Annotated in this window: 18 protein-coding genes; 12 read left to right on the forward strand and 6 right to left on the reverse strand. The window is 68.7% G+C overall.

The window, feature by feature from the left end; genetic code table 11:
* Positions 1-36: 36 nt before the first annotated feature.
* From B0F77_RS03685 to B0F77_RS03725, 8 genes are all read left to right on the forward strand, one after another.
* Positions 37-600, forward strand: coding sequence for a SigE family RNA polymerase sigma factor (locus B0F77_RS03685; RefSeq protein WP_086661329.1), 564 nt, complete (start codon positions 37-39; stop codon positions 598-600).
* A 139-nt stretch (positions 601-739) separates the two neighbouring features.
* The gene (locus B0F77_RS03690; RefSeq protein ID WP_245847809.1) at positions 740-1651 is read left to right on the forward strand and encodes an ROK family protein; all 912 of its coding nucleotides are present in this window, start codon (positions 740-742) and stop codon (positions 1649-1651) included.
* Positions 1648-2799: an N-acetylglucosamine-6-phosphate deacetylase gene (nagA, locus tag B0F77_RS03695; RefSeq protein ID WP_086661331.1), complete on the forward strand. Its 1152-nt coding sequence runs from the start codon at positions 1648-1650 to the stop codon at positions 2797-2799. Before B0F77_RS03690 ends, nagA begins: the two co-directional genes overlap by 4 nt.
* A gap of 4 nt (positions 2800-2803) precedes the next feature.
* Positions 2804-2998, forward strand: a complete 195-nt coding sequence (locus B0F77_RS03700; protein ID WP_086661332.1) for a hypothetical protein — start codon at positions 2804-2806, stop codon at positions 2996-2998.
* Between the two features lie 68 nt (positions 2999-3066).
* Entirely contained in the window at positions 3067-3741 is a 675-nt protein-coding gene (locus tag B0F77_RS03705) for a DedA family protein (protein WP_086661453.1), read from the forward strand.
* Between the two features lie 73 nt (positions 3742-3814).
* A complete protein-coding gene (locus tag B0F77_RS03710) occupies positions 3815-5086 on the forward strand; it encodes an FAD-dependent monooxygenase (protein WP_169730882.1) in 1272 nt (423 codons plus the stop codon).
* Positions 5029-5598, forward strand: coding sequence for a TetR/AcrR family transcriptional regulator (locus B0F77_RS50485; protein ID WP_158102583.1), 570 nt, complete (start codon positions 5029-5031; stop codon positions 5596-5598). The genes B0F77_RS03710 and B0F77_RS50485 overlap by 58 nt, the downstream gene beginning before the upstream one ends.
* 78 nt (positions 5599-5676) lie before the next feature.
* A complete protein-coding gene (locus B0F77_RS03725) occupies positions 5677-7128 on the forward strand; it encodes an amidohydrolase family protein (protein WP_086661333.1) in 1452 nt (483 codons plus the stop codon).
* On the opposite strand, the gene B0F77_RS03730 is transcribed toward B0F77_RS03725, so the two are convergent.
* Positions 7125-8501 (reverse strand): FAD-binding oxidoreductase, encoded by a 1377-nt coding sequence (locus tag B0F77_RS03730; RefSeq protein ID WP_086661334.1) that lies wholly within the window; start codon positions 8499-8501, stop codon positions 7125-7127. The genes B0F77_RS03725 and B0F77_RS03730 overlap by 4 nt on opposite strands.
* Before the next feature lie 156 nt (positions 8502-8657).
* On the opposite strand from B0F77_RS03730, the gene B0F77_RS03735 reads away from it, so the two are divergent.
* Complete coding sequence (locus tag B0F77_RS03735; protein ID WP_086661335.1) at positions 8658-9305, forward strand: DedA family protein; 648 nt, start codon at positions 8658-8660, stop codon at positions 9303-9305.
* A 60-nt stretch (positions 9306-9365) separates the two neighbouring features.
* Positions 9366-10355 carry a right-handed parallel beta-helix repeat-containing protein gene (locus B0F77_RS03740; protein ID WP_143466547.1) on the forward strand — a complete coding sequence of 330 codons (990 nt, stop codon included), beginning with the start codon at positions 9366-9368 and terminating at the stop codon, positions 10353-10355.
* Here B0F77_RS03740 and B0F77_RS03745 read toward each other — a convergent pair.
* Together B0F77_RS03745 and B0F77_RS03750 are read right to left on the reverse strand one after the other, a co-directional pair.
* The gene (locus tag B0F77_RS03745; protein ID WP_086661337.1) at positions 10352-10987 is read right to left on the reverse strand and encodes a nucleoside/nucleotide kinase family protein; all 636 of its coding nucleotides are present in this window, start codon (positions 10985-10987) and stop codon (positions 10352-10354) included. The two genes, B0F77_RS03740 and B0F77_RS03745, sit on opposite strands and share 4 nt — an antisense overlap.
* On the reverse strand, positions 10951-11799 hold the full coding sequence (locus B0F77_RS03750; protein ID WP_086661338.1) for a PfkB family carbohydrate kinase: 849 nt from the start codon (positions 11797-11799) through the stop codon (positions 10951-10953). Before B0F77_RS03750 ends, B0F77_RS03745 begins: the two co-directional genes overlap by 37 nt.
* A 34-nt stretch (positions 11800-11833) precedes the next feature.
* On the opposite strand from B0F77_RS03750, the gene B0F77_RS03755 reads away from it, so the two are divergent.
* Both B0F77_RS03755 and B0F77_RS03760 read left to right on the forward strand, forming a co-directional pair.
* The gene (locus tag B0F77_RS03755; protein ID WP_086661339.1) at positions 11834-12811 is read left to right on the forward strand and encodes a LacI family DNA-binding transcriptional regulator; all 978 of its coding nucleotides are present in this window, start codon (positions 11834-11836) and stop codon (positions 12809-12811) included.
* Positions 12805-13536, forward strand: a complete 732-nt coding sequence (locus B0F77_RS03760) for a sugar phosphate isomerase/epimerase family protein (RefSeq protein ID WP_086661340.1) — start codon at positions 12805-12807, stop codon at positions 13534-13536. Before B0F77_RS03755 ends, B0F77_RS03760 begins: the two co-directional genes overlap by 7 nt.
* On the opposite strand, the gene B0F77_RS03765 is transcribed toward B0F77_RS03760, so the two are convergent.
* Genes B0F77_RS03765 through B0F77_RS03775 form a run of 3 tightly spaced genes read right to left on the reverse strand, consistent with a single transcriptional unit; the run spans position 13526 to position 15654 of the window.
* The gene (locus tag B0F77_RS03765) at positions 13526-14623 is read right to left on the reverse strand and encodes a glycoside hydrolase family 76 protein (protein ID WP_086661341.1); all 1098 of its coding nucleotides are present in this window, start codon (positions 14621-14623) and stop codon (positions 13526-13528) included. The genes B0F77_RS03760 and B0F77_RS03765 overlap by 11 nt on opposite strands.
* A 25-nt stretch (positions 14624-14648) precedes the next feature.
* Entirely contained in the window at positions 14649-15314 is a 666-nt protein-coding gene (locus tag B0F77_RS03770) for a TrmH family RNA methyltransferase (RefSeq protein ID WP_245847810.1), read from the reverse strand.
* On the reverse strand, positions 15286-15654 hold the full coding sequence (locus B0F77_RS03775) for a DUF2784 domain-containing protein (protein ID WP_086661343.1): 369 nt from the start codon (positions 15652-15654) through the stop codon (positions 15286-15288). Before B0F77_RS03775 ends, B0F77_RS03770 begins: the two co-directional genes overlap by 29 nt.
* Positions 15655-15694: the final 40 nt, after the last annotated feature.

The raw sequence follows: 15694 nt of genomic DNA on the forward strand, positions 1-15694 counted from the left end.
CCACCGTAGCCACGCTGACCGGTACCGTCCTACCTTGTGGTTGGCGAAGAAACACCGCGCACCGTGCAGGACACCCTGACCAACCTGCGAATCAAGGACGGCGTCGCAGGACCTCCCACAGGGCCCCTCACGCTCGAAGACCTGTACAAGCAGCACCGCATGCGCCTCGTGAGGCTCGCGCTGCTGCTCGTCGACGAGCCGTCGACGGCCGAGGACGTGGTGCAGGAGGCGTTCGCCGGACTGCACCGCAACTGGAAGGGCCTGCGCGACGCACAGGCCGCCGTGGGCTACCTCCGCACGGCCGTGGTCAACGGCTCGCGCAGCGTGCTGCGCCGGCGCAAGACCGCCCGCGACTACACGCCGCCGCACGTCGCGAACGCGCGGTCGGCCGAGTCGCTCGCGATGCTGACCGCCGAGCACCAGGCCGTCGTCAAGGCCCTGCAGCAGCTGCCGCCGCGCCAGCGCGAGGTGCTCGTGCTGCGGTACTACGGCGATCTGTCCGAGGCGGAGATCGCCGAGGCCACCGGCATCTCGAAGGGCACCGTGAAGTCGACGGCCTCGCGTGCGCTCGACGCCCTGCAGAAGATCATGGCCGGCTGACTCCGGCAGTTAGCAAACTTCACAGTCTTTCAGTTGAGCCGTTTTGCCCGTTGCGGACGGTTTCAGCTCGTAAGACCACACGCCGAAATCGGCACTTGGTATAGACCAATAGGGCCTCGATGCCGCAGGATCAGTCCTCGTGGCACGCAGACACGTGGTCGCCGTTGACATCGGTGGCACCGAAACCAAGGCGGCACTGGTCGCCGGCACCTCGGAGGCGGTGGCGGCGCGCAAGCACGCCCGCCGGGCGACTCCGGCCGAGCTGGAACCTCTGCTCGCGGTGATCGCCGAGCTCGTCGAGGAGCTCAGCCAGGCCTCCGAGCACGAGATCGACGCCGTGGGGATCGTGGCGCCGGGCATCGTGGACGAGGCCAACGGCGTCGGCGTGTACACGACCAACCTGCCGTGGAGCCGGTTCCCGTTCAGCACCGTCCTCACCGGACGGCTGGGCGTCCCCGTGGCGTTCGGCCACGACGTGCGCGCCGCCGGTCTCGCCGAATGCCGGATGGGTGCCGCCAGGGACCTGCGCAACGCGGTGATCATGCCGATCGGCACCGGGATCGCCGGTGCGCTGCTGCTCGACGGAAAGATCTTCAGCGGTGACGGGTACGCCGGTGAGATCGGACATGTGAACGTCGGCCACGGCGTGCCTTGCGCGTGTGGCCAGATCGGCTGCGTGGAGACAGTGGCGTCCTCCGCGGCGATCGCCCGCCGGTACACCGCACGTACCGGCACCCCCGTCAACGGCGCCGCAGATGTCGCCCGAAGGGTGAAAGACGGAGAGCAGGACGCCGTCGCCGTGTGGCACGAGGCCGTGGACGCGCTCGCCAGGGGGATCCTGGTGCTGGCAACGCTGCTCGGTCCGGAGGCCGTGGTGCTCGGCGGCGGGCTCGCACTCGCAGGGGACCTGCTGGTGGACCCGTTGCGGGAAAGGCTGGACGGGCTGATCGCCTTCCAGCGCCGACCGGAGCTGCGGCTCGCGGCGCTCGGCGACGAGGCGGGCTTCCTCGGCGCGGCGCTGCTGGCCATCGACATGCTGGAGGCGTCATGAGCACGTGGGGTGGACCTGTCGACGTGACCCTGACCAATGGTCGGGTCGTCACGCCGGACGGGGTGCTCGAGAACGGGTGGGTCAGCATCGCCGACGGCCGGATCGTCGCGGTCGGTGAGGGCGCGGCGCCCGGCGGCCCGACGACCGACGTCGGGGGCGGCACGATCGTGCCGGGGTTCGTCGACATCCACTGCCACGGCGGTGGCGGTGACGCGTTCACCAGCAGCGACCCGGTGAAGGTCCGCAAGGCCGCGTCCGCGCACCGCAGGCACGGCACCACGACGTTGCTCGCGTCGCTGGTCTCCCGCCCGGTGCCGGAGCTGGCCGACCAGGTGTCCGCGCTGGCCGAGCTGGTCCAGGAGGGTGTCGTCGCCGGCATCCACCTCGAAGGGCCGTTCCTCTCGGCGGCGCGTTGCGGCGCGCACGACCCGGCGATCCTGTGCCCGCCGGAGCAGACCGCGGTGACGAAGCTGCTCGACGCGGGCAAGGGCACCGTCCGGATGATCACCATCGCCCCCGAGCTGGAGGGCGCGGTTCAGGCCGTGCGTCAGCTCGTGGACTCGGGCGTCATCGCCGCCATCGGCCACACCGACGCGACCGAGGCGCAGGTCCGCCCGGCCGTCGACGCGGGCGCCTCGGTGGCGACGCACCTGTTCAACGGCATGCGCCCGTTGCACCACCGCGAGCCCGGCCCGATCGGCGCGCTGCTGGACGACGAACGCGTGACCGTCGAGCTCATCTGCGACCTCGTGCACCTGCACCCGACCGCCGTCCGCCTGGCCGCGCGCCACGCCGGTCTGAAGCGCACGGTCCTGATCACCGACGCCATCGCGGCCGCCGGTGTCGGTGACGGCGTGTACGACGTGGGCGGGCTCGAGGTCCGGGTCGTCGACGGCGTGCCGACGCTGGCCGGCGGTGCGGCGCTGGCCGGCAGCACGCTGACGATGGACATGGCGTTCCGCAACGCCGTCAACTCCTGTGGCCTGTCGCTCGTGGAGGCCGTGCACGCCACCTCGACCCGTGGCGCGGAGCTGCTCGGTCTCGACGCCGGGAAGCTGCAGCCGGGTTGCGCGGCCGACATCGTCGTGCTGGATGCAGAATTGAAGCCGAAGGACGTGTTGGTCAGGGGCGAGTGGGTCAAGGACTAGGTGCATGGCGGACGATCCGGAACGGCTGGTGACCGACGCGCTGCGGGCGCAGGCGACCAGCACCAATGCCGGATTTGCCGTGTCCGTCCCGGTTCCTGACGAACGCCCGGCTCCGCTGTCGGTGTGGTGGGTGCTGGGCCTCGCGCTGCTGTTGGGCCTGGCAGCGGGCACGGTGGCCGCAGTGATCACGCTCAGCTGACCTGTACCGTTGTGGCCGTGACGATTGCATTGGGCCCTGACTGGCTGGACCCCGAAAAACTGCTGACGATGCTCGGCCCGTGGATGCTCGTCGGGCTTTGCTTGATCGTCTTCGCCGAGTGCGGGCTGCTTGTCGGGTTCTTCCTGCCGGGCGACTCGCTGCTGTTCACGGCGGGTCTCTTCGTCGCGGCAGGGCACATCTCGACGCCCTTGTGGCTCGTGTGCGTGCTGCTGACGGTGTGCGCGTTCATCGGCAACGTCGTCGGCTACTACATCGGCCGCAAGGCCGGTCCGGCGTTGTTCAGCAAGCCGGAGTCGAAGATCTTCAAGAAGGAGTACGTCGACAAGACGCAGGAGTTCTTCGACAAGTACGGCCCGCGCGCCATCGTCCTCGCGCGGTTCGTGCCGATCGTCCGCACCTTCATCACGGCCATGGCCGGTGTCGGGCGGATGGACCCCAAGAAGTACTTCACCTACTCCGCGATCGGCGGGGTGGCGTGGGCCGCGGGCCTCACCGTGCTGGGCTACTTCCTCGGCCAGGTCGAGTTCATCCGCAAGAACCTGGAGCTCACGCTCATCGCCATCGTGCTGCTCTCGGTCGTGCCGATCATCTTCGAGGTGATCAAGGCGCGCAAGGAGAAGAAGGCGCTGCTGGAGACCGAGGCGGACGACATCACGCAGGTCATGGACGCCCAGATCCACCACGACGACGCGACGCAGATCATCCCGCGCGTCGAACGCTGACGACGAGCCCGTCTGTTCCGGCAGGCGGGCTTTTCGCTGGCGCCATTTGAATACAGAGCTGTACTGTATTTGTATGGTCATCGTTGCGGGGGCGGGTCCGACCGGCTTGGCGCTGGCGTGCGGGCTCAGGCAGTTCGGGGTGGACGTGCGGATCGTGGACGCGGCTTCCGGGCCGGCCACGACGTCACGGGCGTTGGGGGTCCAGCCACGCGGGGCAGAGGTGCTGGCCCGGCTGGGCGCGCTGGGCGACCTGCCGGAGAAGGCGGTCGAGCTCAGGGCGTTTCGGGTCGACGGCAGGGTGGTGATGGACCTGGAGCGGATGGCCCAGGCCGGTGCGTTGATCGAGTCGCAGGCGCTCGTGGAGGCACGGCTGCGCGACCGGCTCGCCACCCTCGGGGTCGCGGTGGAGTGGGACACGCCGATCTCGGCGGTGCGGGGGTGGGACTGGCTGGTGGGGTGCGACGGCGCGCACTCGGCGGTGCGGAAGACGGCCGGCATCTCGTTCGACGGGTCGCCGGTGATGGAGAACTTCTTCCTGCAGGACGTGCACGGCGCGTGGGATCTGGACCGGTCGTCGGTGCACGTCCTCACCCGCGGCGACTCGATGACCGCGCTGTTCCCGTTGCCGGGCAACGACCTGTGGCGGGTGATGTCCCCGGACGGTGCGCGCTGGACGCCCGGCCCGGTCACCTCGACGGTGTGGGAGTCGACGTTCCGGATCCACCGCAGGCTCGCGTCGGCGTACCGGCGGGGCAACGTGCTGCTGGCCGGCGACGCGGCGCACATCCACAGCCCGCTGGGCGGCCAGGGCATGAACACGGGGCTCGGCGACGCGGACAACCTGGCGTGGAAGCTCGCCCTGGTCGTGCAGGGCCGGGCGAGCGAGCGGCTGCTGGACACCTACGAGGCCGAACGCAGGCCGATCGGAGCGCAGGTGCTGAGGTCGACCACGCCCGCGACGCGGATGGTCCTGGGTTCCGGGCGCGCGTCGCGGATCCTGCGCGACCACGTCCTGTGGCCGGTGATGAACATCGGTGTGGTGCAACGGAAACTGATCCGCGCCGCCTCACAGCTCGACGTGCGCTACTCCGGACCGCTGGGCGGACGGCGCGTGCCGTTGTTCGCCAGGACCGGGAAGTGGGTGCTGGCCGGGCCGTCGCGGTGCCTGGAGGTGGCCAGGGAACGACTCGGGGACGTCGTGCACCATGAACGCGCCGGTGACACGCTGCTGGTGCGCCCCGACGGCCACCTGGCATGGCGCGGCACCTCCCCGGAAAGGCTTTCTGCGTGGCTGAACAAAGTGCTGGGCGCCCCCGCGACCCCGAGGCCGACAACGCGATCCTGACGGCCGCGTTCGAGCTGTTCCTGGAGCGCGGTCTCGACGGCACCTCGATCGAGCAGGTGGCCCGGCGCGCCGGCGTGACCCGCGCGACGGTCTACCGGCGGTTCGCCACGAAGGAAGACCTGCTGCTCAGCGTGATGGAGCTGGCGAGGGACGTGCCCGAGCTGGAACCCGGGCGCATGGCCGCGGCGTCGGCCGAGGAGATCATCTCCGGGTACGCCGAGATGATGTCGTCGTCGCACGCGATCCGGTTGCTGCGCCGGATCATCGGTGCCTCCGCCGACCACTTCGGCCTGATGCAGCGGTACTGGGAGCTGTTCATCGCACCCCGGCGCGTGGCGATGCAGGAGGCGATGCGTCCCGGATTTCCGCCCGGTACGGATCTGGAGCTGGTCATGGACATGCTCGGGGGTGCGTTCTTCTACCGCGCGCTCACCCGTCCGGAGCTGGCCACCCGGTCGTCGTTGGAGGAATTTCTGTTCGCGGTCCTGCGGCAGGCGGGATACCGCCCCTAGGTTGTTCTGGCCCAACCACTTGCCGGTGTGCTGAAAGGGTTTGAGTCTCACGTAACGTCAAGGTGTTGGTTGAACGGCATGACTGACACCACTCGACGTGAAGTGCTGGGCTGGCTGGCCGGGCTCGGTGCGGCCGCGGGCATGGGCCTGATCGCACCGGGCCTGATCGCACCGGGCCGGGCCGGCGCCTCCGTGAGCGTCACCGCCCTGCGAGGCGTCACGATCGTCGACTCCGCCGGTACTCGGCCCAACGCCACGATCGTGGTGGCGGACAACAGGATTCTCGCGATCGGGTCGTGCGACCTGCCGTTGCCGCACGGGTCCACGGTGCTGGACCTGGCGGGCAGGTTCGTCATCCCCGGCCTGTGGGACATGCACGTGCACGGCGCCTACCTGGAGCGGATCACGTTGCCGTTGTGCTTGGTCAACGGCGTGACCGGGATACGCGAGATGTGGGGCGTCCCGCAGATCTACGACCTGCGCGACCGGATCGCGCGCGGCGAGGTCCTCGGGCCGCGGCTGACGGTCGCCAGCGCGATCATCGACGGACCGCATTCCACACTGCCGTTCGCCCTGATCGCCGGCACGCCGGCAGAAGGACGACAGGCCGTCCGTGACGCCAGGACCCAGGGCGCCGACTTCGTGAAGGTCTACTCGTACCTCGACAGGGCAACGCTGACGGCGATCGCGGACGAGTGCGCGAAGCAGGACCTCACGTTCGCCGGGCACTGCTCGAACCACGTGGCGATGGGTGACGCGAGCGACCTGGGGCAGCGCACGTTCGAGCACATGTACGGCTTGCCGCTGGCGACCAGCGCGAAGGAAACCGAGCTGCGCCAAGCGATCGCGGACCTGCCGCTGGATCCCGCGAACTCGTTCGCGTGGTTCAGGCAGGTGCTGGAGTTCGAACGCCAGGCGGCGCTGACGCACCGGCGCGCGAAGGCTGTCGCTCTGGCGAAACGTTTGCGGCGCAACAACTCCGCGCTGTGTCCGACGATCGTGGCGATGCGGGTGTACGGGAGCCCGGCTGACCGGTTCGCGAACGACCCCCGGCTGAAGTACATGCCGGCGTTCTACCGGGACTTCTGGCGTGACGGGCTCAAGCAGTGGGTTCCGGTGACACCGGAGGAGATCAGGCAACAGGCCGAGTTCCTCAAGCGCCGCATGGACCAGGTGGCCGAGATGCACGACCTCGGCGTGGAGGTGCTGGTCGGTACGGACGCGGGCAACCCGTACGTGTTCTCCGGTTTCTCGGTGCACGACGAGCTGGAGCTGCTGGTCGAGGCCGGCCTGTCGCCCGCAGCGGTTTTGCGGGCGGCTACGAGGAACGGCACGCTCGCGCCAGGTGCCGAGGCGAACCTCGTGGTGCTCGAAGGCAACCCGCACAGGGACATCCGCAACACCCAACGGATCCACACCGTGCTGACGCGAGGCAGAACCCTCGGACCGGCCGAACGGCAGCAGATGCTCGCGGACGTGGAGAAGGCCGCCCAGGAACCACTCCCGGCGACCGCACGGGCCTGTTGCTAGATGCTGAACATCGAGCCGGGGTTGAAGAGGTTCTCCGGGTCCAGCGCGCGTTTGATGTCGCGGTGGACCCGCAGGCCGACCGGACCGATCTCCTTGGCCAGCCACTCGCGTTTGATCTTGCCGATGCCGTGCTCGCCGGTGACCGTGCCGCCCAGCGACAACCCCACCGCGAGGATGTCGTCGAACGCCTTCTGGGCCCGTGCGAACTGATCGGCGTCCGTGGGGTCGTAAACGATCGTCGGGTGCATGTTGCCGTCACCGGCATGGCCCACGACGGCGATCTTGAGGCCGACCTCCTTCGCGATGTTCTCGCAGCCCTGGATGAGCTCGGCGATGCGGGTGCGGGGCACGCACACGTCGTCGGTCAGCCACGAGCCGTAGACCTCCAACGCGGTCAGCACGGCCCTGCGCGCGGTGAGGAGGTCACGGCCCTCGTTGACGTCGTGCGTCGAGTAGACGAGGTCGGCCTCCAGGCAGATCTCCTCGATCTTCTGCAGCTCGTGCCGGGCCTGTTCGCCGCCGGCGTCGGACTGGCAGATCAGCAACGCGGCACAGCCCGGACCGGCGCCGAGCTCGGTCTTCAGGTACTGCTCGACGGCCTCGATCGAGGTGCGGTCCATGATCTCCATCAGCGACGGCACCAGGCCCTCGCGGACGATCCGGCTGACCGCGGCGCCGGCCGTGGCGGTACTGCCGAACGCGGCGACCAGCGTGGCCGGGGCCTGCGGGAGCGGCTTCAGCGCCAGGGTGGCCTTGGTGATCACGCCCAGCGTGCCCTCGGAGCCGATGAACAGCTTCGTCAGGTCGTAGCCCGCGACGCCCTTGACCGTGCGGCGGCCCGTGCGCAGCACCTCGCCGTCGGCCAGGACCACCTCGAGTCCGAGCACGGAGTCGGTGGTCACGCCGTACTTCACGCAGCACAGGCCGCCGGCGTTGGTGGAGAGGTTGCCGCCGATCGTGCACCAGTCGTAGCTGCTCGGGTCCGGCGGGTAGAACAGGCCGTTCTTCTCGACGGCGCCGCGCAGGTCGAGGTTGATCACGCCGGGCTCGACCACGGCGAGGCGGTTGTCGGCGTCGATCTCGACGATCGCGTTCATCTTGGTCGTGACCAGCACCACGCAGCCGTCGATGGCGTTCGCGGCGCCGGAGAGACCACTGCCCGCGCCGCGCGGGACGATGGGGACCTGATGCCTGGCGCAGGCCCGCACGACCGCCTGGACCTGCTCGGTGTCCAGCGGAAACACCACGGCCAGCGGGCTGCCGTGCGGCGCCAGCGGCATCATGTCGCGCTGATAACTCGCGGTGACATCGGCGTCGGTGAGCACACCGGCGTCACCCAGTGCGGCGCGGAGTTCGGCGAGCAAGGTCTCCATACCCGTCACGCTAGTCCGATTCGACTGGTTCACTCGAAGGTGATCTCAACCGTGGGGAGTTCACGTCGTGACCGAGCGTGCTCAATCAAGATTTCGTCATCCCGTTAGACCGATGTCGCCGTACCGCCGACGCACCACGACGTAGGCTGGGTCACCGTGGCACATGCTTTCGCCTCGCTGGAGACTGCGGGTCCGGTGGCCGTGTGGGTCATCGTGCTGAGCTTCATCTTCATCGAGTGCGCATTCATCTTCGGGCTGTTCCTGCCCGGTGACTCGCTGCTGTTCGCCGCTGGTGTCGTACTGGCGACGCACAACAGCGAGGTGTCGGCGTGGGCGTTGTCCGTCGCGGCATTGGTCGTGGCCGTCGTCGGCAACCAGGTCGGGTACTTCATCGGCAGGGGAACCGGCACGCGCGTGCTCGCGCGCAAGGGCGGCAAGGTGCTCAACCGGCAGAACCTGAAACGCGCGGGCGACTTCCTGGACCGGCGCGGCTTCTGGGCCGTCGTGCTGGCCCGCTGGCTGCCGTGGATCCGCACGCTGGCGCCGATGATCGCCGGTGCCGCACGGATGGACCTCCGCCGGTTCACGCTGGCCACCACGCTCGGGGCCATCGCCTGGGTGCCGACGCTGGTGCTGGCCGGCTACTACGGCGCGGGCGTCCTGCAGCAGCTGCCGTGGCTGGAGACGGCGGCACTCGTCATCAGCATCGCGTTCTTCCTCGGCGGCACCGGATGGGGCATCTGGCGCTACCGCCAGGAGATGCAGAAGCCCATCGACGAAACGGTCGAAGTCGGCACGAACTAGCGACAAATCGCATCAATTCTGCCAGCCTGTTCTTTCACACAAAGAACGGGGAGGTCTGACGTGCGATTTCTGGGAGCATCCGCCGTTTTAATTGCACTGTTCGGGGGAGTAACACCGGCTCACGCAGGAGCGATGCCGCAATGCGGTGACACGCTCAGACAAAGCGTAAAGTTGACGGCCGATCTGGAATGTCCGGGAACGACCGGACTCATCATCGGGGCCAACGGGGTGACGCTCAACCTCGACGGGCACACGCTGAGTGGTTCTCCCTCCATCAACATGACCGACGTCGACGGCACGACGATCCGCAACGGCACGGTGGCCGGCATCAACATCGTCGCGGACAACGCGACCAACACCAGGTTCATCGACTCGACCGTCGGCAACTGGAACGGAACCTATTTCTGGAACGGCACGACCTCGGTGACGTTCCTGCGCAGCAGGATCGACGCGTGGAGGCTCTTCTGCGGCGCAGAGTGCCGCCTCCTGCGCAGCAGTTTCACCATTGATCAGATCGGTGCGGACCACGTCGTCATCCAGGGCGACCGAGGGCAGGCCAACCTGATCAACTTCGTCGGCGCCGTCGAGGCCGACATCGTCAACACCAAGCTGGCCGCCTTCTCGATCGGCGGGTCCGAGCGACTGACCATCCGCGACAGCGTGCTCGACGGGTTCGAGCTGATCGCGACCGGCCGGATCGACCTGCTGCGCAACACGTTCAGCGGCGGCAACTGGGTCGGCGTCCACCGGCCGGTCAACGGCGTCATCCGCGGCAACAGGTTCGAGAAGATGAAATCCGCAGGCCTGTTCGTCGACCCGAAGGAAACGCTCAGCGGCCCGTTGGTGATCGAGCGCAACACCTTCGCCGAAAACGTCGGCGACGGCTTGCGCATCAACGTCCCGATTCCACTCGACATCACCGTTCGCAAGAACACGAGCGAGAACAACGGTCAATACGGAATGTGGGCGACCGCGGGCACCGTGACGGACGGCGGAAAGAACGTCTCGAACAACGACGCCCTCGGCTGCTTCACCATCGTGTGCTCTTAAAGCACTTCGGTGATCAGCAGGTCCGCTGATCCCTTCGACGAGTTCACCATCAACGCGTTGACGTGGTCCGTGCCGTGCAGCACCCGTTCCTCCGCCTCCGACAAGGTGCGCCCGTACCGCAGGTGGCGGTCGATCAGGCGCTGCACGCGCACGTCCTCGTCGATGAACAGGAACCACGCCTCGTCCAGGATGATCCGGACGCGCTTCCACTTGTCGTAGTTGAGCAGCAGGTAGTTGCCCTCGGTGACGACGAGCGGGACGTCCGGGTGCACCGGCACCGCGCAGGCGACCGGTTCCTCGATCTCGCGGCGGAACTGCGGCGCGTAGATCATGTCCGGCCCGCACGCCTTGATCCGGCCGAGCAGGTCCACGTAACCGGGGATGTCGAACGTGTCCGGCGCGCCCTTGCGTTCGACCAGCCGCAACCGTTCGAGCTCACTCTGCGCGAGGTGGAAGCCGTCCATCTCGACCAGCACCGCCTGGCCGTCGAGGGCCTCGACGAGCCGCCGTGCGAGCGTCGACTTGCCCGAACCGGGTGCGCCGCCGATGCCGAGAATCTTGCGCTCGCCCTGATCGGTGAGCACCCGAGCCCGCTCTAGCAGCTCGTCGAACCTGACCTGCTGTCCTGCCACCGTGCCAGCCTCTCAACCCAGTCCCCGACCGCGCCGACGCGAACAGCGGCCGCTTGCGACGCGAAGCCGATGGCCTCCGCCACCGGGTCCGCGCCCGACGCCAGCGCGTAGACGTACGCGCCGTGCCAGACGTCCCCGGCACCGTTCGTGTCCTTCACCTCCACCGCCGGCACGGGCACCTCTCCGGTCGAGCCGTTCCGCGACCAGGTCACCGGTGCCGCACCCTGCGTGCGGATCACCAGCGGCACTCCGAGGGCGTGCACCTCGGCGGCGGACCGCTCGAACCCCGAAGCGCAGGCAGCCACGTCGACCAGCGGCAACAGGTGATCGAGGACAGGTTTCCAGCTCCCGGCGTCCAGCACCACAGGCAATCCCATCGCTTTCGCCTGTCGGGCGACGGGGAGCACCAGGCCGTCATGGTGCCCGTCCAAGAGCACGACGTCCGCGGCGGCGAGCAGATCGGACAGATCGGGCGCGACGACCGGCACCGACGCGTTGCGTGAGACGACCGTGCGCTCCCCATCAGCATCTCTGACGACGACCATGCTGACCGGCGTCGTACCCGCCACCGCGGTGACTTGGACCGGGTCCAAGGAAGCCCGGACGAATTCACCCAGTGCGTCGGCACCCAACGCGGTGAGCAATGCCGCCTGACCGCCCAGCGCGGCGACGGCACGGGCCGCGTTCGCCGCGGGACCGCCGGGCGACAACTCGGAGCTGAGCGAGCGGACCTTCTGCCCAGGATCCGGGAAGGCGTCCACCCGTTGAGTCACGTCGAGAGTTGTGAGCCCGACACACAGCACGGCTGCCATCTGGGCTTCCTCCAAACGGGTAAGGTCCCGAGCCATGGTCACCATGCGGGATGTCGCGGCTCTCGCGGGGGTCTCCATCACCACGGTGTCACACGTGATCAACGAGACGAGACCGGTCGCGGGGGACACGCGCGAGCGCGTCCAGAAGGCGATCGACGAGACCGGGTACACGGGTGACGCCATCGCGCGGTCGCTGGTCATGGGTGGGACGAAGTCGCTGGGCCTCGCCGTGTCGCTGGTCTCCCACCCGTACTTCGCCGAGCTGATCGCCGCCATCGAGTCCGAAGCGACCCGCAACGGCTACTCGCTCGTGTTGATCGACACGAGAGACACCCCCGAGTCCGAGCAGACAGCGGTCCGGATGCTGCGCTCCAGACGGGTGGACGGCCTGCTGCTGACACCGTCGGCCGGCACCGGCGGAAGCCTCGTGCTGCCGGAGCTCAAGAAGCTCGGCATCCCGACGGTGCTGGTGGACCGGCTGACCGTCGCCAAGGACATCGACCAGGTCGGGCCGGAGAACGTCCAGGCCACCTCGGGTCTGGTGAGGCACCTCGCGGAGCTCGGTCACCGGCGGATCGGCATCGTCTGCGGCAAGACGGGCGTGGCGACGACCGAGGAGCGCATCCTCGGCTACCGGCTCGGTCTCGGCCGCGCGGGCCTGAAGTGGGACGAGGCGCTGGTGTCGCAGAGCGGCTGGCTCGCGCCGCTGCTCGACCAGGACGACCCGGCCACCGCCGTCGTGGCGGCGGACCACCTCGTCACGATCGGCATGCTGCACGAGGCGCGCGCCCGCGGCCTGAAGCTCGGCACGGACCTGGCCGTCGTCGCGTACGACGAGGTCGAGTGGGCCACGCTGATCGAACCGCCGCTGACCACGCTGGCCCAGCCGGTCGAGGAGATCGGCCGGACCGCGGTGAAGCTGCTGCTGTCCAGGATCGCGGACCCGCAACGGCCGCCGGAGACCATTCGGCTGGCGCCCTCGCTGATGCACCGGCAGTCCTGCGGATGCTGATTCCCGGCCTCGTCTCGGTGACGTTCCGGCAGCTGTCGATCGAGGAGATCGGCGAGCTCGCGACGGAGTGCGGGCTGCAGGCCGTGGAATGGGGCGGCGACGTGCACGTGCCGCCCGGTGACTTCGCGGCGGCACGACGGGCGCTGGACACCGGGTTGAAGGTCGCCGCGTACGGGTCGTACTACCGCGCGGGTGTGTCCGACCGGGCCGACCTGGCGGCGATCCTGGAGACCGCGGCCGAGCTGGACGCGCCGTTCGTCCGGGTGTGGGCCGGTACTGCCGGCTCAGCCGAATGTCCGGACCGCGCACCGGTGATCGAGGCCCTGCAGCACGCCGTGGAGCACGCCGACGCGATGGGCACGAAGATCGCGCTGGAGTACCACCGGAACACGCTGACGGACACGCTGGACTCGACGGTCCAGCTGCTCGACGAGGTCGACGGTGTGGTGTCGTACTGGCAGCCGCACGGGGGCCAGGACGTGTTCTCCGCCGTGCACGAGGTGCGGACGCTGGAACCGGTGACCGCGCACGTCTTCTCGTGGGGACCCGGTGGGTACCAGGACCGGCTGCCGCTGTCGGCGCGCCGCGACCTGTGGAAACCGGTGCTGACCGAGCTGGCGCGGGACGGCCTCGAGCGCAACGCGCTGCTGGAGTTCGTGCTCGACGACTCGCCGGAGCAGTTCCGCGAGGACGCCAAGACCCTGTTGAGCTATCTCAAGCCGTAGTCACGTCGAGGCCGTGCCGCTCCAGCAGTGCCGCGGCCTCCAGGCACATCCAGCCACCGAGCTGGACGGACAGGTCACGCCCCTCGCGCTCGTCCGCCGGGACCGTCCACTCCGGACCGAACAACGGCCCGCTCACCGCCATCACGCGGTTGAGCCAGGCCGCTTCCGCCGACTGGACCACGAGTTCCCGTGCCAGGTCCGCGGCCTCGTGCCGGTCAGGGTCGAGGTCGGGGATCGTCAGCGCGGCCTGGGCGAGGTAGCGGGTGAGGATGCCCGCGAACAGGCCTCCGTCGCCGCCGCCCTGCCCCTTGATCACGCCGTTGGTGGCCAGGTCGTCGTGCACCGCGGTGATCGTGCGTGCGGCCTTCTCCAGCCACTTGTCCGGCTGTCCGTGCTTGGCCAGTTCGACGCACGCACCGATGAGAACTCCTTGGCAGTACGTGTAGATGTTCTTCTCGTACTCACGGATCTCGCCGTTGGGGTGGACGTGCAGACCGTCCCACGCAAGTCCGCTGCTCACATCGATCAGGTTGTCCTCGATCCAGTCCACAGTGGATCGAGCACGGGCGAGATCGGTGCGTTCGTTCTGCCGCGCCAGGAAGATCGCGGCCGGACCGTTGGCGGGCACGTTCTTGAAGTCGTCCTTGCGCTTCCACCAGATGCCGCCGCCGGCGTGGTCGGTCCAGCCGTCCCGCAACCGGTCCGCGATGGCGGCGAGCGCCTTGGGTTTCGCGACGCCGACCTCCTGCTGGGCACGCTGCAGGGCGAGGCCGAGCCACGCGATGTCGTCGTAGAAGTCGTTGGTCCAGCCGAGGACGTTGCGCACCCGGATGCCCCGCACGACCTTGGTGATCGCCGCCTTGCGCAGCTCGTTGGGCGAGCGCAGGTATCCGTCGATCATGCAGTCGAGCAGGTGCGCCTGCCACCAGTAGTTGAAACTGGAATGCAGCTTGTCCCGGAAGAGCGGGGGCCACGCCCGCGCACCGAGGAGCGTGCCCGGCACACCCCAGACCCGCCGCAGGTGCCTGGAGTACACCGCGCGCTCCGCGACACCCGCGCGTGCCGCCAGCAGTTTCGCGATCACCACTGGGTCATGGTGAGTGCTTGACCGGTCAAGAAGCTCGATGAATCACCCAGTGGTAGAGGCCCATCGCCACAGAAGTTGTCAGGTTGTAACTGCTGACCTTGTCCCGCATGGGAAGCCGGACGATCCGGGCGGCCTTCTGCCGCACCTCGGCCGAGAGGCCGTGGCGTTCCGATCCGAACGCCAGCACGGCGTCGTCCGGGATCGGGCCTTTCAGCAGGTCACCGTCGGCGTCGAAGGCGATGAGCTCACCGGCGAAGTCGAGGCTCTCCGCCCTCGCGACCGGGAGCGCGAAGTGCAGCCCCGCGGAACCCCTCAGAACGTTGGGGTGCCACGGATCGACGTCACCGGTGGAGATCACGCCACCCGCGTCCAGACCGGCCGCCACCCGGATGGCCGCACCGAAGTTGCCGAGATTGCGCGGGTTGTCGAGCAGCACGATCGGAGCGTTGCGGTCGAACGGCAGCTCCGGCCTGTCCGCGAAGCCGGCCACACCGGTCGGATGGGTGCGGCCGACCTTGCTGACGAACGTGGCCCGGTCGACTTCGTCGGCCTGCGCGAAGGCCATCACAAGGTCCGGCGCGTGCGACTCGGCGAGCGCGACCGCGTCGGCCAGGTTCGTGGTGAGCAACGGGCGCACCTCCGCGCCGAAGCGCAGGGCGTGCTTAACCGTGTGAAAGCCTTCGAGCAGCACGTGTGCCAGCGTAGAACCCGATCCACGAGACGATCACGATCGACCCCAGCACCAGCTGCACCAGCGTCGACGCGCTCTCCGGGTACCAGACGCCGTCGATGTAGTAGTCGATGAAACCCGTTCCCAGCGACGGCATTCCGGCCTGAGCGCGGAAGAACTCCTCCGCGGTGGTGAGCGGGCACGTCACCGGCACCAACAGACTGAGGATCGCCCACGCACCGATGACCAGATGCGCGTAAATCACCCCGCGCCACCGCCACGCGACGAACCCGCCCACGAGCAGGAACGCCAGCACGGCGAAGTGCAGAACCATGACCGCTTCGGCGAAGAACCTGGCCATTCGCACCACCCCGCCTTCCAGACTAAGACGGGGTGGCTCG

The organism is Lentzea kentuckyensis, assembly GCF_002150765.1.
Lineage (GTDB): Bacteria > Actinomycetota > Actinomycetes > Mycobacteriales > Pseudonocardiaceae > Lentzea > Lentzea kentuckyensis.

Excerpts from the sequence above, each read along its gene's own strand:
- B0F77_RS03725 (WP_086661333.1), top strand. The coding sequence starts at position 5,677 with ATGACTGACACCACTCGACGTGAAGTGCTGGGCTGGCTGGCCGGGCTC.
- B0F77_RS03760 (WP_086661340.1), top strand. The coding sequence starts at position 12,805 with ATGCTGATTCCCGGCCTCGTCTCGGTGACGTTCCGGCAGCTGTCGATC.
- B0F77_RS03755 (WP_086661339.1), top strand. The coding sequence starts at position 11,834 with ATGGTCACCATGCGGGATGTCGCGGCTCTCGCGGGGGTCTCCATCACC.
- B0F77_RS03775 (WP_086661343.1), bottom strand. The coding sequence starts at position 15,654 with ATGGCCAGGTTCTTCGCCGAAGCGGTCATGGTTCTGCACTTCGCCGTG.
- B0F77_RS03705 (WP_086661453.1), top strand. The coding sequence starts at position 3,067 with ATGCTCGGCCCGTGGATGCTCGTCGGGCTTTGCTTGATCGTCTTCGCC.
- B0F77_RS03730 (WP_086661334.1), bottom strand. The coding sequence starts at position 8,501 with ATGGAGACCTTGCTCGCCGAACTCCGCGCCGCACTGGGTGACGCCGGT.
- B0F77_RS03710 (WP_169730882.1), top strand. The coding sequence starts at position 3,815 with ATGGTCATCGTTGCGGGGGCGGGTCCGACCGGCTTGGCGCTGGCGTGC.
- B0F77_RS03700 (WP_086661332.1), top strand. The coding sequence starts at position 2,804 with ATGGCGGACGATCCGGAACGGCTGGTGACCGACGCGCTGCGGGCGCAG.
- nagA (WP_086661331.1), top strand. The coding sequence starts at position 1,648 with ATGAGCACGTGGGGTGGACCTGTCGACGTGACCCTGACCAATGGTCGG.
- B0F77_RS03750 (WP_086661338.1), bottom strand. The coding sequence starts at position 11,799 with ATGGCAGCCGTGCTGTGTGTCGGGCTCACAACTCTCGACGTGACTCAA.